Raw genomic sequence first — 26,269 nt, forward strand, 5'->3', positions numbered from 1 at the left:
GTACGGTGAAAGAGATCACCAGCCAGTTCGACGATCGGCGGCACCATGACTTCCAACCCCAACAATCCGTCCAACGACGACGAGAATCCCCAGGATCCGCTGGCAGAAATGCTCCAGAACCTGATGGGCGGGCAGGGCATGGGCAACATCGATCCCGCCGAGCTGGCCAAGGCAGCGGGGCTGCCCAACGATCCCCAGCTCCTTCAGCAGATGTTCGCGCAGGTCCAGGCCATGATGAGCTCATCCTCCGATGGCCCGGTCAACTGGCAGCTTGCCCACGAGAATGCGCGGCGCGTTGCGGCCACTGGCAGTGACCCCTCGGTCAGCGCCCACCAAGCAAAGGAAATCGACGAAGCGCTCCGGCTCGCGGAGCTTTGGCTCGACCCCGTCACAGATCTTTCCGCCACGGGCCTCATTGGCCGTGCCTGGTCCCGTGCCGAATGGGTTGAAGCCACTCTGGGCACATGGAAGCGACTGACGGAGCCGGTAGCGAACAGCATTGCCAACGCCCTGTCCAACGCGCTCACCCAGCAGATGCCCGAGGAAATGAAGTCCATGATGGGCGGGGCCTCCTCCATGCTGCAAAACATGGGCGGGGCGATCTTCGGCATGCAGCTGGGACAGGCCATCGGTGCGCTCTCCGCCGAAGTGGTCAGCTCCACCGACATCGGAGTTCCGCTGGCGGACCTTGAAATGGCTTTGCTGCCGGCCAACGTGACGAAGTTCGGTGAAGGCCTCAGCCTCCCGGAGAACGATGTCCGGCTCTTCCTCGCGGTCCGCGAAGCAGCACACGCACGCCTGTTCGTGCAGGTTCCGTGGCTGCGCGGCCATCTCCTCGGCGCCATTGAGGCGTACGCCCGTGGCATCCACATCGATATGTCGCGTATTGAAGACCTGGCCCGCGACCTGGATCCGAGCAACCCCGAGGGAATCCAGGAAGCCCTGTCCCAGGGAGTCTTCACGCCCGAACGCACTCCTGTCCAGACGGCCGCACTGGAGAAGCTCGAAACGGCACTTGCCCTCGTCGAAGGCTGGGTGGATGAACTGACTGCAGAAGCCACCGCCAACGTTTTGCCATCCGCGACAGCACTGCGCGAAACAGTCCGTCGCCGCCGGGCAACGGGCGGCCCAGCGGAGCATGCTTTCTCGTCCCTGGTTGGCTTGGAACTGCGTCCCCGCCGGCTCCGGGAAGCTGCAACCCTCTGGGCAACGCTCAAGGAAGAACGCGGAATCGCCGGCCGCGACGCCATCTGGCACCACCCCGACCTGCTGCCGACTGGTGACGACCTGGACGACCCCAAGGGATTCTCCGAGCGGCGCCGACTTGCCGAGGCAAGCGACAGCGAAGTGGACGACGCCCTGCAGAAGCTGCTCAACGGCGGATACGACACTGACGGGCAGGAAGCACAGGACTCTCAGAGCGGAACAACGGAGGACGAGCCCGAGTCGGGCGACACCGACCCGCAGTCACCGAACAAGTAGGCAGTATCCAACAAGTGGCCGTCCCCTCCGGGGGCGGCCACTATTGCATTAAAGGCTCTTGGTGAATCAGCAGCCGTCGCTTGCCGTATCAGCGCCGTCGCTGCTGTCCGTATCGGGCGGCAGCCCCCGGGACGTAGCGAAGGCAACTCCTTCCAGGAAAGCCTTGGCCCGCTGCGTTTCGGGATAAGCGTCCACCAATCGCCAGAAGGCTGCGTTGTGTCCGGCGACGAGCAGGTGGGCGAGCTCGTGCACCAGAACGTAGTCGATAACCCACTGCGGCATGGGCTGGAGCTTGTTTGAAAGCCTGATGCTGCCATCCGCAGGTGTGGCCGAACCCCAACGTGAGTTCTGGTTTCCAACCCACCGGACCGACGTCGGAACGGCCCGCCCACCAAGATAGGTCCGCGAAAGATGCGCGGCATGACTGGCCAGTGCTTGGTCCGTCGCGGGACGTCGCCTGCCCGAACCTGCTTGGCGCTCCCCCTGCTTCTTGAGTTTGGTCAGCATGCGCCCCACCCATTCGCGTTCCTGGGATGCGGAGAAGCTCGCCGGAATTGCCACCACGGCATTGCCGTCTTCCCAGAAGGCAGCTACCGTCCTGCGCCTGCGGGCCGATCTCCTCACGACCACCGGCGCACCATCTTCAGTCACCGTAGGGGTGCCGGCGGAGGAGGCAGGGCGCGCCATCAGAGCTCAGTGCTCTCAGCGAGCACAGCCAAAACGGCCTCACCGTAGCGCTCAAGTTTGGACGGGCCAATGCCCGCCAAACCAGCCAACTCTTCCAGGGACGAAGGGCGCGCCTCGGCGATCGCCGTCAGCGTCGCATCGGTGAAAACGACGTAAGCGGGCACGTCTGCCGACTGTGCCTCTTCCTTGCGCCATTGCCGCAAGGCATCGAAAGTCTGTTCCTCATACGTGGGAGGACATTGGCTGCAACGCCCGATTTTGCGCTCAGCTCCGGTGGCCAGCATGCTCCCGCACACCCTGCACGACGCCGGGGCGGCAGCCTTGCGCCGCGCCGGACCCGACTTGCTGCGTGCATTGGCCGAAGCCACAGAATCCGGACGGAGTCCATCCAGGAAGCGCGAGGGTTTCCGGTTGGCCCGGCCACCCGGAGTACGCGCCGTGGACCACGACATCGTGAGGTGCTCACGGGCACGGGTGATGCCCACGTAAAGCAAGCGACGCTCTTCGTCCACGTCCTCCGGGGTGTCAGCGAAGGAAATAGGCATGAGGCCTTCACTCAGGCCCACCAGGAAGACGGCATCCCATTCAAGGCCCTTGGCCGCGTGGAGGGAGGCCAACGTCACGCCTTGGACGGTGGGGGCATGCTGGGCCACCGACCGTTCCTGGAGCTCGTTGACAAATTCGGCCAGGGTGAAGGACTCTCCCCGGCTCACAGCAAGTTCGTCGGCCAACGCGACCAATGCGGCCAAGGACTCCCACCGCTCACGGAGCGCTCCCCCGTTGTGTGGGGGCGCATCCGTGTAACCGAGCGAAGCCACGATATCCCGCACCACCTGGCCCAGGGCTTCCTGGGGACCCTCGGCTACGGCACGGGTAGCGGCACGCAACTGCAGGATCGCATCCCGGACTTCTTTCCGCGCAAAGAACCGCTCGCCACCACGAAGCTGGTAGCCAATGCCGGCTGAGGCCAGGGCTTGTTCGTAGGCCTCGGACTGACCGTTGGTCCTGAAGAGAATGGCTATTTCACTGGCCTTGACCCCGGTATTGAGCAATTCCTGGATTCGGCCAGCCACGACGGCTGCTTCCGCTTCGTCGTCCGGACACTCCATGAACCGCGGTTCCGGTCCTGAGGGTCGCTGCGCGATGAGCTGCAGCGGCGGAGCCCAGGCTGCGTCAGCCGCGGGTCCCCCGCTGCGCCGGGAGCCAAGAAGCTCATTAGCCAACTTCACTACCTGCGGAGTGGACCTGTAATCCCGGACGAGCTTAACGACGGTAGCGCCCGGGAACTTCGCCTTGAATCCGAGCAAGTGCTTCGGAGAAGCGCCGGTGAAGGAGTAGATGGTCTGGCTGGCGTCGCCCACCACGCAGAGTTCATCCCGTCCCCCGAGCCACAGGTCCAGGAGCCTTTGCTGGAGGGGAGAAACGTCCTGGTACTCATCCACGACGAAATGGCGGTATTGCTCGCGGACAGTGGCGGCCACCTTCGGGTCTTCCTGAAGGATCCCGACGGTAATGAGAAGAACGTCTTCGAAGTCAATGACGTTGCGGTCCGTCTTGATATCCTCGTACGCCTGGAACACCCTCGAGACTGCCGTCAGGTCGAAGCCCCCCGGGGTTCCCCTGCCTTGGGCGTTCTCCAGGTAATTGGCGGGCGTCAACATGGACACTTTGGCCCATTCGATTTCCGCAGCCAGATCCCTGATGGAGGCACGGTCTGTGCTGAGGCGGAGCCTGCGGGAAGCCTCGGCGATCATGTTGGCTTTGTGGTCCAACAGGCTTGGCAACGTACCACCGATGGCCTGGGGCCAAAAGAACTGCAACTGCCTAAGGGCTGCGGCATGGAAGGTGCGAGCCTGGACGTTGGCCACACCGAGATCCCGAAGGCGGCTTCGCATTTCCGCGGCGGCCCTGGCAGTGAACGTCACAGCCAACAGCCGCTGGGGGCTGTATACCCCCGAGTGCACTCCGTAGGCTATGCGGTGCGTGATGGCCCGCGTCTTGCCGGTGCCCGCCCCGGCAAGGACACAGAGTGGACCCGTCAAGGTACTGGCTACTTCGCGCTGCTCTTCATCCAAGCCGCCGAGGATGCGTTCCTCAAGCGATGTGCTGGCGTCGAAAAGTTCCGCTGTCACGGCTGGAGGTCTTCGATGACGCCGCCGTACCAGTGCTCGATCAGGGAACGTGCGATGGAAAGGCGCGTTGAGATGGTGATTTCACCACTGAGCACCGCTTCCTGCAGCTCCTCACGGCTGAACCACCGTGCGCGGGTAACCTCGACGCCGTCGGGCCGGGCCACGGCGTCGTCCGTTGTTGCCGTGAAGCCCAACATGAGCGAGGCGGGAAAAGGCCAGGACTGCGATCCGAGGTACTGGCAGGCGGTTACACGGACGCCCACTTCTTCCCCGATCTCACGCACAACGGCCTGTTCCAAGGACTCGCCCGGCTCCACGAATCCGGCAAGGGTGGAGTAGTTCCTGGCATCCGCAGGTCCACCTCCGCCCAGGAGCAGGCGACCGTCGGGTCCTACGACAGTGACGATGATGGCGGGATCAGTGCGGGGATAGTGCTCCGAGTTGTCCTTCGGGCACCGCCGGACCCACCCGCCGGCTTCGATGTCAGTGGGATTGCCGCACTTGGGGCAGTGGGTGTGGTTTGCGTGCCAGTTGGAGATGGCGCTGGCCTCGATGAACAAGGCGGTATCGACGGCATCCAGCCGTGCTGCGACCTCGCGGAAACCCGCCCACTGGACATCCGAAGGCACCGTCAAGCTGCCGGGCGCTGGCGGTTGATTGACTGTGAACAGCAGAACGGGAGTGCCTTCTGCCACAGACGACGGTGTGAGGGTTGTGCCGAGGTAGATGGCCGTGACGGCACCGGCGTCGGAGTCTTTGAGGGCATTCCACAGCGTCGTGGCGTCAGCAAACCACAGGCCGTCCGCGGTGACCAGCGCCTTGCGCTCCGAAATCACCATGGCCCGGGCACTACCGGAGGAGATGAGTTCCTCGACCATGCCAGGCTTCATACGCGCCGCCGAGCCCCGGTCCACCATCGCCGGGCGCACCGGCAAGACTGTGTCCATCAGGTGGTTGGCCAGTGCCGGGGACTCCGTATAACTCATGTATCTACCGTACTGACTCGTACCGACAAAAAACATTTGAAGAGGCCCCGCCTTGTGGACACCAGGACACTATGCCGTTAGAACGACGTATTCTTCCTTGTTTTACTGCGGATCTGAAGACTCGCCGCGCTGCATCATGGCCTGAGGCCGCACTCAATCTACCGTGGAACACGTGAGAAGAACACCGCTAGAACTGGCCGCTATAGCAACCGCGGCAGTGCCTGGATTGGCACCGACGGCTACAGCCTATTCCCCCGACGACGACGCCGATTTTGACTCGGCGATGTTGCTCGATGCGGAAGGCAAGCGCTGGCGTGTCCGTTCGCCGCGCCATCCGGAAGCCAGCACCCGGTTGGAGACGGAGTTCATGGTGCTCCGCGCTTTCGCGCCCGCTATCCGGGCGGAGCTTCCGTTCCATGTCCCCACCATCGCGGGCACAGTACGCCAGGGGGCGCTCACCACCTTCGTTTACGCCCACCTTCAGGGCGCGATGCTGTCCATAGAGGAAATCTCAGCCGGAACTCCGGCGTTGGCCCGTGAAGTCGGTGCCGCCTTGGCAGCCATCCACGACCTGCCTCTGACGCTGGTCACCAACGCAGACCTCCCGAGCTACTCGGCCAACGAATTCCGGCAGCGCAAGCTCAACGAACTCGACCAGGCCGCCACCACCGGCAAGATCCCGGCAACGCTGCTTCGCCGCTGGGAACACGCACTCGAAGATGTTGCCCTCTGGCGGTTCAACACCTCAGTAGTGCACGGCGATCTTCACGAAGACAACCTCATGGTCCAGGATGACGCCGTGACCGCGGTGACAGGCTGGACGGACCTTCGCATTGGCGATCCGGCCGACGATTTTGCCTGGCTGGTGGCCTCCAACGAATCCTCATTCGTCCAAGCGGTCCTGAGCCACTACACACAGGCGCGCCGCGAGACTCCCGACAACCACCTCCTTCGCCGTGCTGCCCTGCTGGCCGAGTTTGCCCTGGCCCAATACTTGGTGAAGGCCATGGCCGCCGGACACCAAAGCATGACAGCCGAGGCGGAGTCCATGCTCCAAACCCTTGCCAACGACATCGAAGAGCAAGCCCGGCGCGACGAAGCGGCCCAAGCCGCCGAAAACGAGGCTGCAGCGCACGACCTCGCAGTCGCGGCCGCCTCGCAGCCGGCTGTCAGCGTCGTAGCGATTCCCGACGTCGGACCAGCCGTTTCGGTGGCCGCCATCCCCCCAGCCGCCGAACCGGCCGGCACAACACAGGTGGGGTCTTCGAATGAAGAAGGCGAACCGGGCGGCACCGACGACGGGAACGAATCCGGCTCAGGCACCCCGGCCGACCACGATGAAACCTCAACGGCCGCCATCAACGTGGTCAACGTGACACCACTGCATTCGGTGGACCGCTCTTAGGCCTCAGGCACTGTTCTTCAAAGCACGTTCAATAATCTCCTCCAGTTCTTCGGCCGTGCCCAGATCATGTGGCCTCACCACGGAGTCGTCCACCACGTAGTAGAAAGCGGCACTGACGTCGTCCAGGGGAACTCCCTGCAATCGTGCCCAGGCGAGCCGGTACACGGCGAGCTGAACTGCGCGCGACGCCAACTGTTGGCCTGATGGACGGCGGCCGGTCTTCCAGTCAATGAGCTGCCAACGCCCATCAGAGTCACGGAAGACAGCGTCGATGCGACCACGGACCACGACGTCGCCGATGCGGGTTTCCACCGGAACTTCCACGAATGCGGGGGCACGATGGGCCCACTCTGACTGTTTGAACGCCGACACCATCTCGTCCAGGCCGTAGGCCTCGTCGATGTGGGCGTCCGAACCCGGTGCCTCGTCAAGGTCCAACATGCCGGTTGAGCCGAAGTACTCCTCCACCCAAGCATGGAAGGCCGTACCCTTGCGGGCTGAGATTCCAGGTTCCCGGGGCACGGGCCTGCGGAGTTGGGACAGGACAGCTGTCGGATCGGATCCGAGGTCCACGAACAGCGATGCAGAGATGTGGCTGGGCAGGTGGACGTCCTGGACTGATGAACGCATCCGCTGGCGGTCCAGCAGGAGTTCGGCCTCCTGGGACCATCGTGCGGCCATGCCACTCAGATCATCGGAGGCCTCGCTGGAGCTGTGTCCTTCCATAAAGCCGCGAACCAACGCCGCTGCTTGGTCCATGGCAGCCCGACGCCCGGGAACCAGCCTGAGACGCGCGCCGGTCCGGGGATCGGACGGTCCCTCCAGAGGATCGTAGGGGAACTGTGCCACTTCCAAAGTTGCGGTCAACGGGCTTTCCTCCGGTAACGCTTCCTCGGCCACGGATTCCGCATGGATGACTGCTTGTGCCGTCCTGCGGGCGATAGCCGGTTCCCGGCCTTCCCCGTCCACTCCTTCCAATCCGGTGAGCGGGGCCAGTTCTGACAGGAAATCCGACATGGAGGCCATCCCCGAACGGGAGCCGTTCCAAGCTGCGCTTGAGGCCCACAAGACAAATTTGGCCCGGGTGTAGGCCACGTACGCCAGCCTGCGTTCCTCTGCCTCACCGTGATGCTGGACCTCGGACTTGAAATCCTTCTCTGCGTCCAGCCACCCTTTCTGGTCCGGCTGGTCAAGGTCCCACTGCGGGAGGTCTGCGCGGTCCCCCCGCAATGGCCACGGCAATGCAGCAGCTCCGCTGCTCCATCGGGAATCCCGGTTGCTGGGGAACGAACCGGCATTGAGCCCGGGAACAAAGACAACGTCCCATTCCAGTCCTTTGGAGGCATGGACTGTCAGCAACTGCACGGCTTCCCTGTTGGTCTCCACCGGAGCGACGTCCAAACCGCCCTCTTCTGATGCGGCCGCTTCCAGCCAGGACAGGAACGCCAGAAGGTCGATGCGCTGCGACGTCTGCAGGAACCCGGCGGCGGCGTCCTGGAACGCATCCAGGTTGCGGCGGGCCTGGTGAATGCTGATTCCCGGTTTGGCTGCCACTTCGATGTCCAGGAGCATCGCCCGTTCCACTTCGCCCAGGAGCGTGGTGAGGTCGTCGCCAATGTAGCTCCTAAGGAAGCGAAGTTCAGAGGCAAGCCTGGCGAGGCGTTCCAAACCGGCCTCGCTCAAGCTCCTTCCGTGCCCCGAAGTCCAGCCGGGCTTGGGCAGGAAGTCCAGGGCCTCCACCAGGCTTGCGGCATCGGTGATATCGCTCTCAACCACCACCGCTGCCGGCTCCTCATTGGCATCGATGGGATCCGGGTGGGAGTCCGGGGCAGACCGGCGACGGGCCAGCGAACGCGACCAATCGCTGAAAGCCATCAAGTCCGCCGGACCAATGCGCCAACGTGCTCCGGCCAGCAACCTCATCAGGGCATCAGAACGCCCAGGGTCTGCCAGCACCCGCAGGGTGGCGACCAAATCCACTATCTCCGGCGTGTCCAGCAGGCCTCCGAGGCCCACGATTTCATACGGGATCCCTTGCAGCTCGAACTCGCGGCGAAGGCACTCCATCTGGGCGCGTCGCCGGCACAGCACCGCCATCGTCGGCCTGACCGGCGTACCGTCCCCCTCCTCTTCGAAGACCGTCCGCTGGTAGCGCCGGACATCGCGGGCAATGACAGCGGCTTCATCCTCATCGGTGCTGAAACGCCCAATCACCACGCTCCCGTCAACGGCCGCCGGGCTGGGAACCAAAGGCGGGACCGAGACACCGGAGGCTGAGTCCCTCTCCCCTGCCGGCCCATCCATGACCGCTGCCTTGTTCAAGGGCGCTGCGATGGTATTAGCCGCTTCCAAAATGTTCCGACCGTTGCGCCAGGCCGTAGTCAGGTACGACGTGGGAGCCACGGAGTACGTTTCAGTCCCGCCAGCCGTGTCGATATGCCTGACGGGAAACTCCTGCACAAAATGGAAGAGCTGTCCTGCCGAAGCACCGCGGAAACCATAGATCGACTGGTTCGGGTCGCCCACTGCGGTGACAGCGTGGCCCTGTCCAAACAGTCGCGAGAACAGGACGAGCTGCGCATGCGAGGTGTCTTGGAATTCGTCCAGGAGCACCACCTTGTAACGGGCACGTTCGGTGGTGGCGGCAAGGGGGATGTCGCTGGCGATCCTCGCGGCGAGAGCCACAAGGTCGCCGAAATCGAGGACACCCCGCTGCCGCTTTGCCTCCTGGTATCGGACCACCATGTCAGCGACACTGGCACGGGTCCTGAGCATCGACGCCAGCTCGCCGGCGGCCTGGGTGGGGTTCTTCTTTGCACCGGCTACGTAAGGAAGCTCTTCGAAGGTGTGGACACGTTCAAGAACCCATTCCCGGACCGCGGCCGGGTCCTGAAGGTGCTCGGCACACTCCCCCGCCAGCTGGATGACGGCGTTGACCAGGGTTGACTTGGCCGCGGTGAAGTGTTCGTAGTCGCCGTCGTAGGCCTCGACGACTTCACTGGCGAGCTGCCAGGACTGGGCGCCGCCCAACAGGACAACGTCGCGTTCAATACCCAACCTCAGGCCGTAGTCGGAGACGATGCCGCTTGCGTAGGAGTGGTAAGTGGAGACCTTGGGTTCGAGGTCATCTGTGCCCATCAACCCTTCCGGGAAACCAAGGCTGCCGTCGTCTTCGGTTGCAATGCGCTGCAGCGTGGCCAGTTTGCTCCGGATGCGGCTGGCCAGCTCCCCTGCGGCCTTCCGGGTGAAAGTCACGCCAAGGACTTCCTCAGGGCGCACCCAGCCGTTGGCCACGAGCCACACAACGCGGTCCGCCATGGTGGCAGTCTTTCCGGAACCGGCTCCAGCGATGACCAGGCGTGGAGTGAGGGACGATGCAATGATGGCGGCTTGTTCGTCCGTGGGGTGGTTCTTTTCACCCAAAATCCCGGCCAGTTGCGAGGGTGTGAACCGGGGCTCAGGAACGTCCTCCGCGCCCGGACTGCTGGCGGCAGAACCAGCCAGGAGCTCGATTGTCATTCGGTGACCTGCTTTCCTCTGGCACACAACGGGCAGATATCGGGGAGACGGCACCCATGGCCGCCGTGGCCGCTTTTGCTGGGGTCGTGCCGGGCTTCGAAAGTCGCCGCAGCCATGAGCCCAGCCGCCTCATTGACCAGGCCCTCGGCCCAGTTATCGGCAGGGTCAAGCGGCTCCTGCTGCTGCACGACGGGGCTCTTGGCCTTGGTGCCGAGCTGGGCCAGCACCGCTCCGCCCGGGACTGCGGCGTCCGCCGGTCCGGCGTCGGGCGTTTCCGTACCGGTTACGGCGCCCCGGAAGGCACCTTGAAGGACGGCAGCCTGGTAAGCACCGAGCTGGGGGTGCCTGGCAACTTCGGCTTTACCGGGCTGGCGTTTTCCGGTCTTGAGGTCCACGACGACAAGCCGGCCCCCGGAATCGATCTCCAGACGGTCCACCTGACCTCGGAGGACTGCGTGCCGCGTGTTCCCGGCCCCGGGCTCGTCCACGCCAAGGTCATCCACGTGGACATCGGGAAGCTGGACTTCAAAATCATGCTCGACGGCCAGCAGGCTCCTTCCCTCGCTGCGCATGAGGAGCACATACTGGGCCAGCTTACGGACCATGAGTTCGGCCCTCTGGAAGTCCAGTTTGCCCTCCCAGTTGTCTTTCATGCCAAGGGTGGGCCAGCGCCTGACCAGCTCTGCGACGTAGTCGGAGCCGGAGGCATCGGGCAGCTCCTGGGCGATGCTGTGCACCAGCGTTCCGAGGCTTCGCGCGAAATCCGTAGCTGCTTCTCCTCCAGCGGCCTGGACAAACCAATCCAGGGGTGACTTGTGGACAGCTTCGACTTTCGAGGGCGAGACGGACACTGTGCCCCCGGGCGGCACCACGGCAGCTTCAGAGCTCAGTGGTGCCAGCCCCCACCAGGTGTCCGGGTGGGCGCCCGCGACAGACGGTTCCGTGCTGGCGAGGCGGGCAAGTACCCGTGCAGCCTCCCGTGCGGTTTCCCGCCCCCCGGGACCGGACTCGCCTGCCTGTGCATGCTGCCGCAACTCCGCGACGAGTGCACGCAGGGTCATGGGACGGTCCACGGGCGTGTACTCGCGCCGATATTCGCCGCCGGCCAGCGGTGCCACGTAGTCCAGGAACGCCGAGGGCTGTTCGTCCTCGGAAGACACGGCAGTGCAAATAAGGACTTCGCGGGCACGCGAGACTGCCGTCGAAAAGCTCCTCAGCTCGTCGTAGCGGATGTCGCGGAGCCGGCTCAAGGGTCCACGTGCCAGGGCATAGTCCACCCCATGCTCCACGGCGTCGGCGTACACGGTGCTGCCGAGCAGTTCACCACGCAAACGGGTGTTGGGCCATACACCTTCCTGAAGGCCTGCAACGATCACCACCGGCCATTCCTTGCCTGCAGCGCTGGCCGGGGTCATGATCTCAACGCAGGCCTCCAGCTGTGCACGGGCCGCGAGGGTGTCCATGGGAAGTTCCTGGTTCATTAAATAGTCAAGGAACTGTTCGGGACCGGAGCCCGGCAACTGGTCCACGAACCGTTCCGCCGTGTGGAACAGCGCCATCATGGCATCCAGGTCCCGGTCAGCGCGCGCCCCGGCGGTGCCGCCCTCAAGCGCTGCTTCCGCCCACCGGGATGACAACCCCGTGGCCTGCCATAGGGCCCACAGCACGGATTCGGCGTTCGCGCCAGGCTGTTCTGCGGCCGCGGCCCCCGCCGAAAACATCCGTGCCAGCCGACGTGCCGAACTGCCTTCAATTCCCAGTGAAGCCAGGGCCCCTGGCTGAAGCAACGCCTCGACGAGCAAAGCGTCACTTGACCGCCCTCCGCCGCCGAGCAGTTCCTCGCGGCGCAGCGACTGCCGCAGTCTGCGCAGTTCGATAGCGGTGGCGCCGCCGATCCGGGAGGTGAGAAGGGAAACTGCTGTCTCGGGGGTGAGCTTGGCAGGGTCCAGGACAATCGCGAAGGCCTCCAAGAGAGGACGGACTGCCACTTCGTCGCGGACGGCCGAGTCCGCCACAGGAACCCGCACCGGGATCCCCTGGCCGCCCAGGTAGCGCTGCAATTGCGAGATCTGCCCGCCGTTGCGAACAATCACCGCGATATCGCTGAACTCCCGCCCCTCACGGAGCTGCGCTTCAAGGATGCGTTGGGCTACGTATCGCATTTCGTGGACGGCGGAGGGAAGGACATGCCCTTCCACGCGGCCCTCCCCTGCCCCGTTATCCTGCCCGGAAACAGAGTTGGCCGGTTGTTTCATACGCCGTGCGAGCTGACCGCCGGACCGCTGTGAAATGCGGGCGGCGACCCGCGTCCAGGCTTCGGCTACCGCCGGCGTATGCCGGTGGGTGACGCCCAGGGGAAGTTCCACGATGTCCTGATTGGCACCGCCCAGCAGGGATGGCAGCTCAGCTACGAGGTCCGGCCGCGCACCCCGGAAACCCTGCACGACGGTATCCGGGGAATACGTCACCACAACATCCTTGCCCTCCGCCACATCGGCGAGGAGCTCGAACACGGCAGGGTTGGATTCCTGGGCGTCGTCCACGAGGATGAGCTGGAGCCGCTCCCTTTCGGCGGCCAGGAACGACGGTGAGTCCTGGAAAATCTGCCGTGCCGTGGTGATGATTCCAGCGGGGTCGAAGGCCTCGGGCATTCGCAGGTCCAGGACATCCCTGTACTCGCTGTACAGCTCTGCCGCCGCCATCCAGTCCGGCCGGCCACATTCATAGGCCAGGCCAACCAGGTCTTCGGCAGTTCGGCCCGATTCGATGATGCGGTCGAACAACTGCCGGATCTCGTGGCGGAAGCCGCGGGTGGGCAGCGCAGCCGTAAGATCCTCGGGCCAGGGCAGATGGAAACCGGGACGCGCATGGCCTTCCAGCAGCTCTTTGATGATGAGGTCCTGTTCGGGGCCGGACAGGAGCTTGGGCGGCCGGGCCAGCGGAAGGATGCCTTCTGCTTTGGCGCGCCGGATGACATCGAAGGCGTACGAAGCCCACGTCCGTGCCGGCGTCGTGCTGAGGCTACGGTCCAATCGACCCGTGAAGGTGTCCCGCAGGCCAGCGGCCGCGTGCCGTGCCGGGGCAAGGATGAGGATGCTGCCCGGATCCAGGCCATCCTCGCGGACCCGGCGGACAGCCGATTCAATGAGGACTGTGGACTTGCCCGTTCCCGGACCGCCTGGGACGAGTACGGGGCCACTTCCCTGTGGAAGCGAAACCACGGCCTGCTGGTCCGGGGATAGAACAGGTGCCGCGTAGTGGGTCTCGCGCGGCGGCAGCAGGCGGAGCGTTGCCGAAGCTTGGCGGGTTTTGGTGGGTGTCGCGGTCACACAGTCATTTCATCATCGGGCACCGACAAAATATGGAGTTGACGCTCCAACTGGTCCGAGATCACATCAAGTTGATCAAATTCCGCATCCGTTGGTGCCCAACGCGCGGCGGCCAAGTCCACGCGCCACCGGCCCTCACCCGTGAGCAGGAAAGCCTGGTAAGCACCATGAAGAGGGGTGGATTCGGCCAGGTAGTGCCGCAGGGCATCGGCTTCGTGCCCGGCAGGCGCCTCGCCACTGGCCCGCAGCACCCTCCACCACGCCACGGGACTGCCGTAATGGCTCATGACGGAGCCGACCTGCCGTGGACCACCGGCGCCCAGAAGCTCGGCGACATCACCATAGGACACTGCCGAGCCGGACGGAACGAGGTCCACAACGGCCAGCACCGCCGTCACATACTCCATCCGCATGTGTTCAGCGTAACGGCAGGAGTGTCGTGCCCAAATAGTGTCGGAGCCAGCCGGTAGCTTGAAGACATGAGCTCCTGGAACACCCTCTCCCGCGCCGCCTTCGACCTCGAGACCACCGGGAAAAACTCCCGGTCAGCGCGGATCGTCACCGCATCCATCACGGTGGTGGATGAACGCGGAGAGCTCATCGCCGAGCATGAATGGCTGGCGGATCCGGGTGTGGAGATTCCTGCCGAGGCCAGCGAGGTCCACGGCGTGACCACCGAAAGGGCTCGGGCCGAGGGGCGCCCCGCCGCAGAGGTCACCCGCGAGGTAGCCGCAGTTCTTCAGGGACTTTTCGACGACGGCACTCCGGTCATCGCTTTCAACGCCAGTTACGATTTCACGGTCCTCGCGGCGGAATCCGCCCGCTACGGCGTCCCTCAACTGACGCGCTTCCCCGTACTGGATCCCTACATCATGAACAAGCAGGTTGACCGTTACCGGAAGGGCAAGCGGACCCTGACCGCCCTGTGCGAGGAATACGGGGTTGACCTAAACAACGCCCACACGTCGGCTGCGGATGCGCTGGCCACGTTGAGGGTGCTGGACGCCATGGCCGGCAAGTTTCCCAAGCTGCAGATGCCGGCATCCACGCTCCACCAGTTGCAGGTGGACTGGGCGGCCTCGCAGGCGGCTGATTTCCAGCAGTATCTCCGCCGCAGCAAGCCGACGGCCGTCATCGAGGGCGAATGGCCCGTCCTTCCGCCCGAGGACGCCAGCAGAGGCGGCTTCTAGCGGTGCACCGCGCACGCGGAACTGTCCCCTGCGGATTACGTTCTGCGACGCAAGTCACACCTGAATTCAGGAACCCCCATCAGGCCTGTATTAGTGCGCGGATTCAACGACTTCGCCCAACCGTTGAATAGTCCAAGGAGCAACGCACTCCTGGTAGGAACTATATTCGGCTAAACCGAGCGTAGGCACCCACTTATTCGATTCACTGACGCCTGGGGCCCTGGTGACATAATTAAGTTTTGGCGGGTTGAAGTCTGCTAGGGCAGCCAACTTTCGTTTCGCTGCCGTTTTCCCCGCCCACCGCGATACGTCTCCGTGACTCGATGAAAGTGATTTCTTCATGAAATTCAAAGCCCCTAAGTGGCTGTCTGTCGCCCCTGTGGCCGCAGCCCTGGTGATTTCCCTGGCAGCATGCGGCGGTGGATCCTCCACCCCGAGCGGCACCCCCACCGACGCCCTCGCCGGCAGCGACCAGAAGAGCCTGGACTCCTTCACCACCGCTGACGTCACCCCCTTGGACAAGATCGACAAGTCCAAGCTCGGCCTCATCACTGACGGCACCCTTCGCGTGGGCACCCTCTCCGACGCCCCGCCCAACATCTTCATTGATCCTTCCGGCAAGTTCACCGGCTACGACAATGAACTGCTGCGCGCCATCGGCGACAAGCTGGGCCTCAAGGTCGAATTCGCATCGACTGACTTCTCAGCACTGCTCTCCCAGGTGGGCAACAAGCAGTTCGACGTCGGATCCTCCTCGATCTCCACCACGGACGCCCGCCGCAAGACGGTCGGTTTCACCAACGGTTACGACTTTGGCTACATGGCCGTCGTCACCAAGAAGGATTCCAAGGTCACCGGCTTCGGCGATATCAAGGAAGGCCTGCGCGTCGGCGTTGTCCAGGGCACCGTCCAGGATGACTACATGACCAACACGCTCAAGATCGAGCCTGTCCGTTTCCCTGACTACAACACGGTCTACGGCAACGTAAAGAACGGCCAGATCGACGCTTGGGTGGCCCCGTCACAGCAGGCAGAAGGCCAGGTCAAGGAAGGCGACAACACCAAGATCGCCGAAAAGGTTGTCAACACCCAGAACTTCACCGCGTACGCAGTGAACAAGGACAACAAGCCCCTGATCGATGCCCTGAACTCCGGCTTGGACGCTGTGATCGCCGATGGCACGTGGACCAAGCTCACGGCCGAGTGGTACAAGGATCGTCCGACTGCTGCTGAGCAGACCCCCCAGGGCTGGAAGCCGGGCAGCAAGGCCGTCCAGATCCCCGCCAAGTAACCCGGACGTTCCATGGATATCCTCAACCAACTGGCCCAAAGCTTCTTTGACTGGAAGGCGATAGGCGAAGTCCTTCCCAAGATGTTCGCCGTCGGCTTGCCCAACACCATCGTGCTGGCTGTCGTCTCCGGCGTCATCGGGACAGCGATCGGGATGCTGCTCGCCCTGATGGGGATTTCCCGGAACGCAGCGGCACGGTGGATAGCCCGCATCTACACGGACATTCTCCGCGGGCTTCCACCGGTGCTGACCATCCTGGTGATCGGATTCGGGTTCGGCCCGATTGTTCGTGAACTCACAGGCTCAACCAGCCCGTACCCCATGGCCATTGCCGCGCTGTCCCTGATGTCTGGTGCCTACATCGGTGAGATCTTCCGGTCCGGCATCCAGAGCGTGGACAAGGGCCAGCTGGAGGCTACCCGCGCCCTCGGATTCAGCTACGGTTCCTCCATGCGCCTGGTAGTGGTCCCCCAGGGTATCCGCCGCGTGCTTCCGGCCCTGGTCAACCAGTTCATCGCGTTGATCAAGGAGTCGTCGCTGGTCTTCATGTTGGGCCTCCTGGCAACTGAGCGTGAGATCTTCCAGATCGGCAAGGACGCGGCGGCCAACACAGGCAACCTGTCCCCCTATGTAGCTGCCGCCATCTTCTACCTGGCACTGACCATTCCGCTCACCCACTTCGTGAACTGGATTGATGCCCGGATGCGGACCGGCCGTCCGGAGAAGAAAGAACCGGACGAAGCAGCAGCCGTCGTTGGAAAAGGAGCCCAAGCATGAGTGAATTCGTTTCAGGCACATTGACGGCCAAGAACATCCACTTGTCCTTCGGCAGCAACCACGTCCTGCGTGGCATCGACCTGCACGTTGAGAAGGGCACCACCGCCTCGGTGATCGGTCCTTCGGGTTCGGGCAAGTCGACGCTGCTTCGCGTCATGAACCGGCTGATCGAGCCGGACCAGGGCGACATCCTGCTTGACGGGCGTTCGGTTCTCAAGGACAACCCTGATGAGCTGCGCCGCCGGATCGGCATGGTCTTCCAGCAGTTCAACCTGTTCCCGCACAAAACGGTGGCAGAGAACATCTCGCTGGCCCTGCGCAAACTCCGTGGCATGTCCAAGGAGCAGGCCCGGGACGAGGCCCTGAACCAGCTGGACCTGGTGGGTTTGAAGCACAAAGCGGACTCCCGGCCGGCCAACCTCTCAGGTGGCCAGCAGCAGCGTGTGGCTATTGCCCGCGCGCTGGCCATGAAGCCGGAAGTGATGTTCTTCGACGAGGCAACATCTGCGTTGGACCCGGAGCTGGTCAAGGGCGTCCTGGCCCTCATGACGGACCTGGCCAAGGGTGGCATGACCATGGTGGTGGTGACCCACGAGATGGGCTTCTCCCGCAACGTTTCCGACGTTGTGACCTTCATGGATGCCGGTGTGGTCGTGGAGTCGGGCCCGCCGGAACAGCTGTTCACGGATCCGCGCACCGAGCGTCTCCAGGGCTTCCTTTCGGACGTCCTTTAGTAGCCAAGCCACAGGAAACCCCGCTTTGCGTGCCCCCTCGGGGCTGCGCGAAACGGGGTTTTCCGCGTTCGGAACCAGATGCTACTGGCCGGCCTTGACCCGCAGGATGGTCAGCACTGCGGCGTCCACCTTGGCACGGAACGCCGGATCGGATTGGGCCTTCTGCACCACGGCCTGGTGCATGGTGGGGACGCGGGCAGGATCGGCGCACACCAGCATGGTTCCCCCGGCGGCAAAGAAGTTCAGCGCCCTGTCGGCATCAGACCATGCTTCCAATTGAGCCGCGCTGCAGAGGTCGTCTGACAGGACGATTCCCGTGAACCCGGCATCCTTCCGCAGCATGGTGTCCATGATGGTCGGCGAAAAGGGTGCAATGTTGGCGGGGTCGATCTTGTCGTAATAGGCATTTGAGACCATGACCCACCGGGCGCCACCTTTAATGGCTGCCTGGAATGGTTCCAGGGCGGGATCATTACTGGTGGTGGAAGTGTCCCGGACCTCGCTGCTGACGTCCGTATTGGGAACCACTCGGCCCAGGCCCGGGAAGTGTTTCACGACTGGAGCGACGCCGGCATCCTTCATGCCATCCGCGAAGGCATTGCCCAGCACCGAGACATCGTGGGGTGTGAAGCCGTACTCCCGCTGGAAGTGGCCTATCGGGGCGTTGGACGGGGCAAATTCGGGACTCGTGACGGTATCCAGGACTGGGGCAAGGTTCACGTTGACGCCAACGCTGCGTAGCTCCTTGCCCCAGACGGCCGCGTCGGCACGGAGCTTGGTGGGCCCTGCCCCAGCCTGTACCAGCGCTGCGGGTATTTGCGAGAAGCCCGGACCGGACAGGACCTGTACGAATCCGCCTTCCTGGTCTGTGGCGACCGACAACGGCAACCCACCGGTTGTGGCAGCGGAAACCGTGCCGGTCAATGCTGACACCACCGACGCTGTGGTCGCCGTTCCGGCTTTGCTGCGCCCGCTCAAGTAGACGTTGCCCACGTGATATTTGTTCAGCGCGGCCATGGTTGCAGGTTCGGCGCCGGTAGCCTTGGCAGCGACCATGAACAGCTGTCCAACGCGTTGTTCCACGTCCAGGGTGGCGAGCTGCTGTTCAGCCGCAGATGGGGTGCCGGTGCTCGGCTGTGGGGCCGGAGCAGGGGCCGCTGGAGCAGAAGGCCGTGCGGAGGGCGTTGCCGCCGCGGTGCTGGGAACCGGGGCGGCTGATGACGGGGAAGCGGAGGCCGACGGCGTCCCTTGAGTTGGGTTCTGGGCGGAACTTCCGTTGCCTGCCGAGCAGCCGGACGCCATGGCGAGCAGAGCTCCAGCCGCCGCGATGCTCATTCCGAGGGTTGCAATTGTCTGGGTCTTGCGCATGGTAAACCGTTGATTCGTTGGGGTTGGGTTTCCACTTACGAGCCTACCCCGTGCGGGTACAACAATGCCCCGGGCAGCTGCGCGGTGCAGCTCCCCGGGGCAGGCTGGCCACGTCAGGCTGAGGCGGCGGCCGCAGCTTTCGCAGCTGCCGGGAGTGCGTCGAAGATCCGGCTCATTGCTGCGTCGTCGTGGGCTGCAGACAGGAACCAGGCTTCGAAGACAGACGGCGGAAGATAAACACCGGAGTCCAGCATGGAGTGGAAGAAGGGCGCGTAGCGGAAAGATTCCTGGCCCTGGGCGTCGTCGTAGTTGTGCACGCCGTGGGCGGAGGTGCCGAACGCGACAGAGAACAGGTTGCCTGCCCTCTGGATGGAGTGGTCTACGCCGGCCGCTTCCAGGGCGGACGACAGGGCCGCAGACAGCTCCAGCGAACGGGCATCGACGTGGGCGTAGACCTCAGGCGTCGCGTTCGTCAGCGTTGCCACGCCAGCAGCCATGGCCACAGGATTGCCGGACAAGGTGCCGGCCTGGTAAACCGGACCAACGGGAGCGAGGTAGTCCATGACGTCGGCGCGTCCGCCGAGTGCCGCCGTCGGCATTCCGCCGCCGATGACCTTGCCGAAAGTGAGAAGGTCCGGCGCCCAGCCCTCCTGACGGCCAGTCAGGCCCCAGTAGCCGGCATGTCCAGTGCGGAATCCGGTGAGCACTTCGTCGAGGATGAGCAGCGCACCGTATTCCTTGGTGATTCGGGAAAGACCGGCGTTGAAGCCCTCTCCCGGGGTCACGACACCCATATTGGCCGGCGCAGCTTCAGTGATGATGGCAGCGATGTTGTTGCCGTGGGCGGCGAAGGCAGCTTCGACGGCGGCGAGGTCGTTGTAAGGCAGCACCAGGGTCTCAGCTGCCGTGGCTTCGGTGACACCTGCCGACCCGGGCAAGGCCAAAGTGGCGACGCCCGAACCGGCCGCGGCGAGCAGTCCATCGAGGTGGCCGTGGTAGCAGCCGGCGAACTTGATGATCAGGTTGCGGCCGGTGTAGCCGCGGGCCAGGCGTACAGCAGTCATGGTTGCTTCAGTACCGGTGGACACCATCCGCAGGCGCTCGACGGCGGAGACACGTTCCTTGACGATGGCGGCCAGGTTGGCTTCATCCGGGGTGGAAGCACCGAAGGAAAGGCCACGGTCCACGGCCGCGTGGACGGCGTCAAGGACGGCCGGGTGGGCATGGCCCAGCAAGGCGGGCCCCCAGGAGCACACGAGGTCAACGTATTCCTTGCCGTCTGCATCCGTGAGGTAGGCACCCTTGGCCGAAACCATGAACTTCGGGTTGCCACCCACGGATCCGAAGGCGCGGACCGGGGAGTTCACGCCTCCGGGCATAAGGGACCGGGCGCGGTCGAAGAGCTGGTCGGACACGGGGGTGTTTGAAGTCATGGTTCCTATTCTTTCAGTGATTCATCAGCGGCAGGGCCGTCGCCTACGAGGCCGCGGCAAGCAGCTCGGCGACCCGTGGGGCCACCTGTGTGCCGTAAAGCTCGATGCAGCGCATCATGGATTGGTGCGGCAGGGTCCCATTGCTGTATTTGAGGTCGAAGCGGTCAACCCCGAGGTTCCGCTTCAGGAGCGCGATCTTCTGCGCCACGGTTTCCGGAGAGCCCACATAGAGTGCGCCTTCGGGACCGCACATCGCATCGAATTCGCCCCGGTTGCCGGGTCCCCAGCCACGCTCGGCGCCGATCCTGTTGCGCTGTTCAAGCCAGTGCGGGAAGAGTTCTTCGCGGGCGGCCTCGTCGGTATCGGCGATGAAACCCGGTGAGTGTGTCGCTATCTGGCGCATCGGGTGGCCGTATTTGCCCATGGCCTCGCGGTACAGATTCACCAAGGGCGCAAAGCGGCGGGGTTCTCCGCCGATGATGGCGAAGATGATCGGGTATCCGTATTCGGCACAGCGCAGTACAGACTCAGGTGTTCCGCCTACTCCGATCCAGGCGGGCAACAGATGGTGCTGCAGCTTCGGGTAGACCTGGAGCCCGCTGACGTTGGGTCGGGTACGGCCTTCCCAATGGACCGGCTTCTGCGCGCGCACTTTGTCGAAGAGCTCAAGCTTTTCCTCGAAGAGGACCTCATAATCGGCCAGGTCAAGGCCGAACAGCGGGAAGGACTCCACGAACGAACCCCGTCCGAGCATCACCTCGGCCCTACCGTTCGATATCGCGTCAACGGTGGAGAAGCGTTGGAACACCCTGATGGGATCGTCCGAGCTCAGCACCGTGACAGCCGAGCCGAGGCGGATCCGGGTCGTCACAGCCGCTGCCGCGGCGAGGAAAACCTCCGGCGCGGACACGGCAAAGTCCCGACGATGGTGCTCACCGACGCCGAAGGCATGGAGGCCGACGGAGTCTGCGAGTTTCGCTTCTTCCAACAGCTCCCGCAGGACTTGGGCATGCTCCTTGGGATTTCCGTCGGCGTCGAGTCCCGCGTCGCCGAAGGTGTTTAGCCCGAGCAGGATCTCGTCAGAAGCTACCGGAGCTGTGGGGTCGGAAGAAACAGAGGTCATCAGGACTCCTTAAGCCAGCCTGCCAGTTCGGAGGCCCAGTAGGTCAGTACGGTATCGGCGCCGGCCCGCTTGATCCCCAACACGGACTCGGTGATGGCACCACGCCGGTCGATCCAGCCGTTGGCCGCAGCCGCTTCGATCATGGCGTACTCACCTGAGATTTGGTAGGCCGAAACGGGCACCGGGCTCATGGCGGCGACGTCGGCGAGGATGTCCAGGTAGCTCATGGCCGGCTTGACCATGACCATGTCCGCCCCTTCCTCCAAGTCCAACTCAACTTCGAGGATGGCTTCGCGTCGGTTGGCCGCGTCCATTTGGTAGGTCCGGCGGTCACCCTTCAGCTGGGAATCAACGGCCTCACGGAACGGGCCGTAGAAAGCGGAAGCATATTTTGCGGCGTACGCCAGGACCGCGGTGTTCTTGTGGCCGGATTCCTCCAGGGCCTGCCTGATGACGGCGATCTGGCCGTCCATCATTCCCGAAGGGCCCAGGACGTGCGCGCCGGCATCTGCTTGGGCCACTGCCATCTTGCCGTAGATTTCCAACGTGGCGTCATTGTCCACGTAGCCCTCGGCGTCCAGTACACCGCAGTGGCCGTGGTCTGTGAATTCGTCCAAACACACGTCGCCCATGATCACCAGGTCGTCACCGACTTCGGCTTTGACGTCGCGGATTGCCTTGTTCAGGACACCGTCAGGGTCAAGGGATGCAGTGCCCTGCGCGTCCCGGACCGCGGGTACGCCGAACAGCATGATGCCGCCCACTCCCAGCTGCACGGCCTCGGCGGCAGCACGCTTCAGGGAGTCGGTGGTGTGCTGGACGACGCCCGGCATGGAGCTGATGGGGCTCGGTTCGGTGAGGCCCTCCCGGATGAATGCCGGGAGGATCAGGTCTGCGGGGGCCAGCCGGTTCTCTGCGGTCAGCCTGCGCATGGCGGGAGTTGTGCGCAAGCGGCGGGGACGATGGTTTGGAAAGCTCATTGCGGGTTCCCTTCGTTGGCGAAAACAGATACCAGAGCGGCCACGATGCCGTCCGGTGTTGGTTCTTTGGCCGTGGCAGCCACGGCGAGTCCGAGCTGGGAGGCGGCAGCCGCCGTCGGACGTCCAATCGCGATGACCTGGCAGCGGCCCAGTCCCGGAAAGTCCCTGGCGATGCGCCGTGCGCCACTGGGCGAGGCGAGCACCACGGCGTCCATGGTCCCGGCGTCCAGGGCGTCCCGCACTTCCGCAGGACTCATGATCCGCGGTGCCCGGTCTTCAACCACGACGGCGGATGGCAGCTGCGTCGTCAGGCGGAAACCGGCGCGGCCCGGGAAATCAACGGTGTGGTAGGCGGTCACGGCAGTGACGTCGGCGCCCTTCGCTGCCAGGCCTTCACGGAGGCCCGGCGCGGCAATATCTGCTTGGGGCAGGAAGACCTGGCCGGGTGCCGCTGTCCAGAGCTCAAGAAGGCCATCCGCCGACTGTGCCTCGACGGGCGCCAGCGCAACTGTAAGTCCAACGGACTCCAGGGCGCGCCTGGTCGACTCGCCAACGGTGGCCACCTTGGTCCCGGCGGGGACCAGATGAGCAAGGGTGACACCGCGTTCGGCAGCCTTTTCCAGCAGGACCCGTACCGTGGTGATGCTGCTGACGACCAGCCAGTCGAATCCTCCCGCTGACAGCCGGTCGATGCCCTCATCCAACGGGGACTGGTCTTGGGCCCGTTCGAAGTCGATCAATGGAAGCACCAGTGGCTCCGCACCGGCTCCGGTGAGGAGTGAAGCCAAAGCCTGGGCGCGGTCGGCGGTCCTGGTAACCAGGACACGCCGGCCGGCCAAGGTTTGTGCTTCCAAGGGCTTAGGATGCGGCAAGATCCGCAATCTCCGCCGCGCCGGCGGCGAGCAACAGCTCAGCAACCTCGATGCCCAGCAGGGTGGCTCCCACCTCAGTCAGGCCGTCGGTGGCCTTTTTCTCGCGCACGGTCTTGGTCCCGTCCACCGAGCAAACGGCAGCTTCCAGGTGAAGCATGCTCCCCTTGCGGAAGGCGAAGGCGCCTACGGGAGCCGCGCAGCCGGCCTCGAGCCTGGCAAGGACCGCACGCTCAGCTGTCACCGCAAGGCGGGTGTCGTCGTCGTCCAGCGCGGCAAGGGCCTGCGCCAACACACCGTTGGAGCCCTCCGTCGTGCCTGCCTGGTTGGGAGCATCCTCCGTGCGGCATTCGATGGCCAACGCCCCTTGCCCAGGTGCCGGCAACATGACGCTGGTTTCGAAGAACTCGCTGACGGTGTCCAGCCGGCCCATCCGCTCCAGGCCGGCAGCGGCGAGCACCACGGCGTCCAGGTCGCATGTCTTACCGGGAACAACCTCGGACGTGGTGTTTCCCGGAAGCCCCGGGACCCTGCCAAGGCGGGTGTCTACGTTGCCCCGGATATCGAGGACCTCGATGTCCGGCCGCGCGGCCCGAAGCTGGGCTGCACGTCGGGGCGAGCCGGTGCCCACCTTCGCACCACCCGGCAGTTCCGCGAGCGTCATGCCGTCGCGCGCGCAGAGGACATCCCGGACGTCGACGCGCTTTGGCGTCGCAGCGATACTCAGGCCAAGGGCCGCCCCTGTGGGCAGGTCCTTCAAGGAATGCACGGCGACATCGCAGGTGTCGGCCAGCAGCGCATCACGGAGCGCCGCGACGAACACGCCTGTGCCGCCCATCTGGGAGAGGGAACCGGTCTTGACGTCGCCCTCGGTCCGGATGTGCACGAGGTCTACCGGGAAACCGCCGACAGCAGCCAGCTTGTCGGCAGTCTGCTGCGTCTGGGTCAGGGCCAGCTTGCTGGCCCTGGTGCCGATGCGGACGGTCACTTGGCAGCCTCCGACGCGGCGTACGCGTCGTGGCCGATGCCTACGCGGGTACCGACTTCGGCGATGACAGGCTTGGCACCGCGGAAGTTTTCACAGCAGTTGGGACGGCACACGTCATACCACGGTCCGAGGTCGGTGACATGCGGACGATCGGCGATGTTGTTATCAACGGTACGTTCGCAGATCAGGTCCACCAGGCCGGAAACAAAGGCTGCATGAGTGCCCGGCGTGGGGACGCGAGTGGCCTCAATGTTGAGGTTCTGGCACGTTTCCAGCGCCTCAGTGTCGAGGTCCCAGGCAACTTCCATGTGATCGCTGACGAAACCGAGGGGAACAATGACAACGCCCTTGACACCTTCAGGAGCGATTTCCTCGAGGTGGTCGTTGATGTCCGGCTCCAGCCAGGGAATGTGCGGTGCACCCGAGCGCGACTGGTACACCAGATCCCATGCGACGCCGGGTGCCACGGTATCCATGATGGCCTTGGCGTTGGCAAGGTGCTGGGCTGCGTAAGCGGATCCTTCAGCGAACTCGCGCGGCTCGTCGTCTGAACGGCCGGCGGCCTCGGCATCGCGGGTGGGAATGGAGTGGGTGGCGAACAGGACACGGATCTTCGAGTCCGGGTCGGTTTCGCCGGCAGCAGCCAGCTTGCCCCGGATCTCTTCCAGACCGGCGGCTGTCCCTTCAAGGAAGGGCTGGACTACCCCGGGGTGATCGAAGTACTGGCGGATCTTGTCGACCTCGAGCTTGCCGTCCAGGCCGGTTTCGGTCAGGGCAACGCCGATGTCTTCGCGGTACTGGCGGCAGCTGGAGTAACAGGAGTAGATGCTGGTGGTGAGCATCAGGATCCGGCGGTGGCCGGCGTCGTAAGCGTCCTGCAGGACGGGGGCGATGTACGGGTCCCAGTTCCGGTTGCCCCAAAGGACGGGCAACTCGATCCCGCGCTGTGCCAGCTCCGCTTCGATCGCTGCCTTCAGTTCGCGGTTCTGCTGGTTGATGGGGCTGATGCCACCGAATGCGCGGTAGTGGTGCGACACCTCTTCCAACCGCTCGTCGGGGATGCCACGGCCACGGGTGACGTTGCGCAGGAAGGGTATGACGTCCTCCTGGCCTTCGGGTCCACCAAAGGAAGCCAGCAGGACGGCGTCGTAGTTCTTGGGTTCCTGGCGGCCGCGCTCGGTGACGCTGTTCAGTTCGGTGGAAAGGGGGAGCTCGCTCATGCCAGGACCTCAGCAATCTCGGCGGCGCTGATGCGGCGGCCGGTGTAGAACGGGATTTCTTCACGGACGTGGTTGCGGGCTTCGCTGTCCCGCAGGTGGCGCATCAGGTCAACCAGGTCCACCAGTTCCGGTGCCTCAAGACCAAGGATCCACTCCCAGTCCCCCAGGGCGAAGGAGGAGACGGTGTTGGAGATGACCTGCGGGAATTCCCGGCCCAGCAATCCGTGTTCGCGGAGCATGGCGCCGCGCTCTTCGGCCGGCAGGATGTACCACTCGTAGGAGCGGACGAACGGGTAGACACAGAGCCAGGTGCTGGGCTCGACGCCCCGCGCGTAGGCAGGCACGTGGCTCTTGGCGAACTCGGCCTCGCGGTGCACGCCCATGGCGGACCAGACAATTTCCGTTCCTGCGAACAGTTTGCTGCGGCGGATGGAGCGGACGGCGGACTGCAGGTCCTCGGGCTTGGCGCCGTGGAGCCACACCATGATGTCGGCGTCCGAGCGCATCGCCGACACGTCATAGCTACCGCGGAGGACCACGCCGCCTTCGGCGAGCGTTTCGATCAGGGCTTCGAATTCCTGGGCAGCATCGCCGCTGCGCAAGACGTCGGCCGAGCGCTTGAAGACGGTCCAAAGCGTGAAGAACTGCTCGTCGGTTCCAGCAGTTTTAGTGACAGATTCGGCAGAAGTGTGGCTCATGGTTCAAGTTTGCCCCGTGCATGGCGCTAAGTCGAAACGGATCAGTTCTACAAGGCGT

General features: G+C 64.2%; 20 protein-coding genes. 6 read left to right on the forward strand and 14 right to left on the reverse strand.

The window, feature by feature from the left end:
* The first annotated feature begins 45 nt into the window (after positions 1-45).
* Positions 46-1,482 (forward strand): zinc-dependent metalloprotease, encoded by a 1,437-nt coding sequence (locus NEK97_RS07850; RefSeq protein ID WP_235520647.1) that lies wholly within the window; start codon positions 46-48, stop codon positions 1,480-1,482.
* 66 nt (positions 1,483-1,548) lie between these two features.
* Here NEK97_RS07850 and NEK97_RS07855 read toward each other — a convergent pair whose 3' ends face one another.
* The 3 genes from NEK97_RS07855 to nudC are packed head-to-tail and all read right to left on the reverse strand — an operon-like array spanning position 1,549 to position 5,287.
* Complete coding sequence (locus NEK97_RS07855) at positions 1,549-2,169, reverse strand: M48 family metallopeptidase (RefSeq protein ID WP_257369240.1); 621 nt, start codon at positions 2,167-2,169, stop codon at positions 1,549-1,551.
* The gene (locus NEK97_RS07860) at positions 2,169-4,301 is read right to left on the reverse strand and encodes an ATP-dependent DNA helicase UvrD2 (RefSeq protein WP_235520649.1); all 2,133 of its coding nucleotides are present in this window, start codon (positions 4,299-4,301) and stop codon (positions 2,169-2,171) included. The genes NEK97_RS07855 and NEK97_RS07860 overlap by 1 nt, the downstream gene beginning before the upstream one ends.
* The gene (gene nudC, locus NEK97_RS07865) at positions 4,298-5,287 is read right to left on the reverse strand and encodes an NAD(+) diphosphatase (RefSeq protein WP_257369241.1); all 990 of its coding nucleotides are present in this window, start codon (positions 5,285-5,287) and stop codon (positions 4,298-4,300) included. The genes NEK97_RS07860 and nudC overlap by 4 nt, the downstream gene beginning before the upstream one ends.
* A gap of 172 nt (positions 5,288-5,459) precedes the next feature.
* On the opposite strand from nudC, the gene NEK97_RS07870 reads away from it, so the two are divergent.
* Complete coding sequence (locus NEK97_RS07870) at positions 5,460-6,692, forward strand: macrolide 2'-phosphotransferase (protein ID WP_257369242.1); 1,233 nt, start codon at positions 5,460-5,462, stop codon at positions 6,690-6,692.
* 3 nt (positions 6,693-6,695) lie between these two features.
* Here NEK97_RS07870 and NEK97_RS07875 read toward each other — a convergent pair whose 3' ends face one another.
* Genes NEK97_RS07875 through NEK97_RS07885 form a run of 3 tightly spaced genes read right to left on the reverse strand, consistent with a single transcriptional unit; the run spans position 6,696 to position 13,953 of the window.
* Positions 6,696-10,211 (reverse strand): ATP-dependent DNA helicase, encoded by a 3,516-nt coding sequence (locus NEK97_RS07875; protein WP_257369243.1) that lies wholly within the window; start codon positions 10,209-10,211, stop codon positions 6,696-6,698.
* Entirely contained in the window at positions 10,208-13,540 is a 3,333-nt protein-coding gene (locus NEK97_RS07880; RefSeq protein ID WP_257369244.1) for an ATP-dependent DNA helicase, read from the reverse strand. The genes NEK97_RS07875 and NEK97_RS07880 overlap by 4 nt, the downstream gene beginning before the upstream one ends.
* A complete protein-coding gene (locus NEK97_RS07885) occupies positions 13,537-13,953 on the reverse strand; it encodes an MGMT family protein (RefSeq protein WP_257369245.1) in 417 nt (138 codons plus the stop codon). The genes NEK97_RS07880 and NEK97_RS07885 overlap by 4 nt, the downstream gene beginning before the upstream one ends.
* A gap of 66 nt (positions 13,954-14,019) precedes the next feature.
* Between NEK97_RS07885 and NEK97_RS07890 the strand changes: the two genes are divergently transcribed.
* The 4 genes from NEK97_RS07890 to NEK97_RS07905 all read left to right on the forward strand — a co-directional run bounded on the left by NEK97_RS07890 (position 14,020) and on the right by NEK97_RS07905 (position 17,532).
* Positions 14,020-14,730 (forward strand): 3'-5' exonuclease, encoded by a 711-nt coding sequence (locus NEK97_RS07890; protein ID WP_257369246.1) that lies wholly within the window; start codon positions 14,020-14,022, stop codon positions 14,728-14,730.
* 340 nt (positions 14,731-15,070) lie between these two features.
* Complete coding sequence (locus NEK97_RS07895) at positions 15,071-16,021, forward strand: ABC transporter substrate-binding protein (protein ID WP_235520656.1); 951 nt, start codon at positions 15,071-15,073, stop codon at positions 16,019-16,021.
* A gap of 12 nt (positions 16,022-16,033) precedes the next feature.
* Positions 16,034-16,798 (forward strand): amino acid ABC transporter permease, encoded by a 765-nt coding sequence (locus tag NEK97_RS07900; RefSeq protein WP_257369247.1) that lies wholly within the window; start codon positions 16,034-16,036, stop codon positions 16,796-16,798.
* Positions 16,795-17,532 (forward strand): amino acid ABC transporter ATP-binding protein, encoded by a 738-nt coding sequence (locus tag NEK97_RS07905; RefSeq protein WP_211714242.1) that lies wholly within the window; start codon positions 16,795-16,797, stop codon positions 17,530-17,532. Before NEK97_RS07900 ends, NEK97_RS07905 begins: the two co-directional genes overlap by 4 nt.
* Positions 17,533-17,613: 81 nt before the next feature.
* On the opposite strand, the gene NEK97_RS07910 is transcribed toward NEK97_RS07905, so the two are convergent.
* The 8 genes from NEK97_RS07910 to hemQ form a co-directional block, all read right to left on the reverse strand.
* The gene (locus NEK97_RS07910) at positions 17,614-18,900 is read right to left on the reverse strand and encodes a glycoside hydrolase family 3 N-terminal domain-containing protein (RefSeq protein ID WP_257369248.1); all 1,287 of its coding nucleotides are present in this window, start codon (positions 18,898-18,900) and stop codon (positions 17,614-17,616) included.
* Between the two features lie 113 nt (positions 18,901-19,013).
* On the reverse strand, positions 19,014-20,333 hold the full coding sequence (hemL, locus tag NEK97_RS07915) for a glutamate-1-semialdehyde 2,1-aminomutase (RefSeq protein ID WP_257369249.1): 1,320 nt from the start codon (positions 20,331-20,333) through the stop codon (positions 19,014-19,016).
* Positions 20,334-20,376: 43 nt separating this feature from the next.
* Positions 20,377-21,456, reverse strand: a complete 1,080-nt coding sequence (locus NEK97_RS07920) for an LLM class flavin-dependent oxidoreductase (RefSeq protein WP_257369250.1) — start codon at positions 21,454-21,456, stop codon at positions 20,377-20,379.
* Positions 21,456-22,436, reverse strand: a complete 981-nt coding sequence (gene hemB, locus NEK97_RS07925) for a porphobilinogen synthase (RefSeq protein WP_235520661.1) — start codon at positions 22,434-22,436, stop codon at positions 21,456-21,458. Before hemB ends, NEK97_RS07920 begins: the two co-directional genes overlap by 1 nt.
* Complete coding sequence (locus NEK97_RS07930) at positions 22,433-23,290, reverse strand: uroporphyrinogen-III synthase (protein ID WP_257369251.1); 858 nt, start codon at positions 23,288-23,290, stop codon at positions 22,433-22,435. The genes hemB and NEK97_RS07930 overlap by 4 nt, the downstream gene beginning before the upstream one ends.
* 4 nt (positions 23,291-23,294) lie before the next feature.
* Positions 23,295-24,293, reverse strand: coding sequence for a hydroxymethylbilane synthase (gene hemC / locus NEK97_RS07935; protein ID WP_257369252.1), 999 nt, complete (start codon positions 24,291-24,293; stop codon positions 23,295-23,297).
* Positions 24,290-25,513: a ferrochelatase gene (locus tag NEK97_RS07940; RefSeq protein WP_257369253.1), complete on the reverse strand. Its 1,224-nt coding sequence runs from the start codon at positions 25,511-25,513 to the stop codon at positions 24,290-24,292. Before NEK97_RS07940 ends, hemC begins: the two co-directional genes overlap by 4 nt.
* Positions 25,510-26,211 (reverse strand): hydrogen peroxide-dependent heme synthase, encoded by a 702-nt coding sequence (hemQ, locus tag NEK97_RS07945; protein ID WP_257369254.1) that lies wholly within the window; start codon positions 26,209-26,211, stop codon positions 25,510-25,512. The genes NEK97_RS07940 and hemQ overlap by 4 nt, the downstream gene beginning before the upstream one ends.
* Positions 26,212-26,269 lie beyond the last annotated feature (58 nt).

It is taken from the genome of Paenarthrobacter sp. UW852 (assembly GCF_024608385.1).
Classification (GTDB): domain Bacteria; phylum Actinomycetota; class Actinomycetes; order Actinomycetales; family Micrococcaceae; genus Arthrobacter.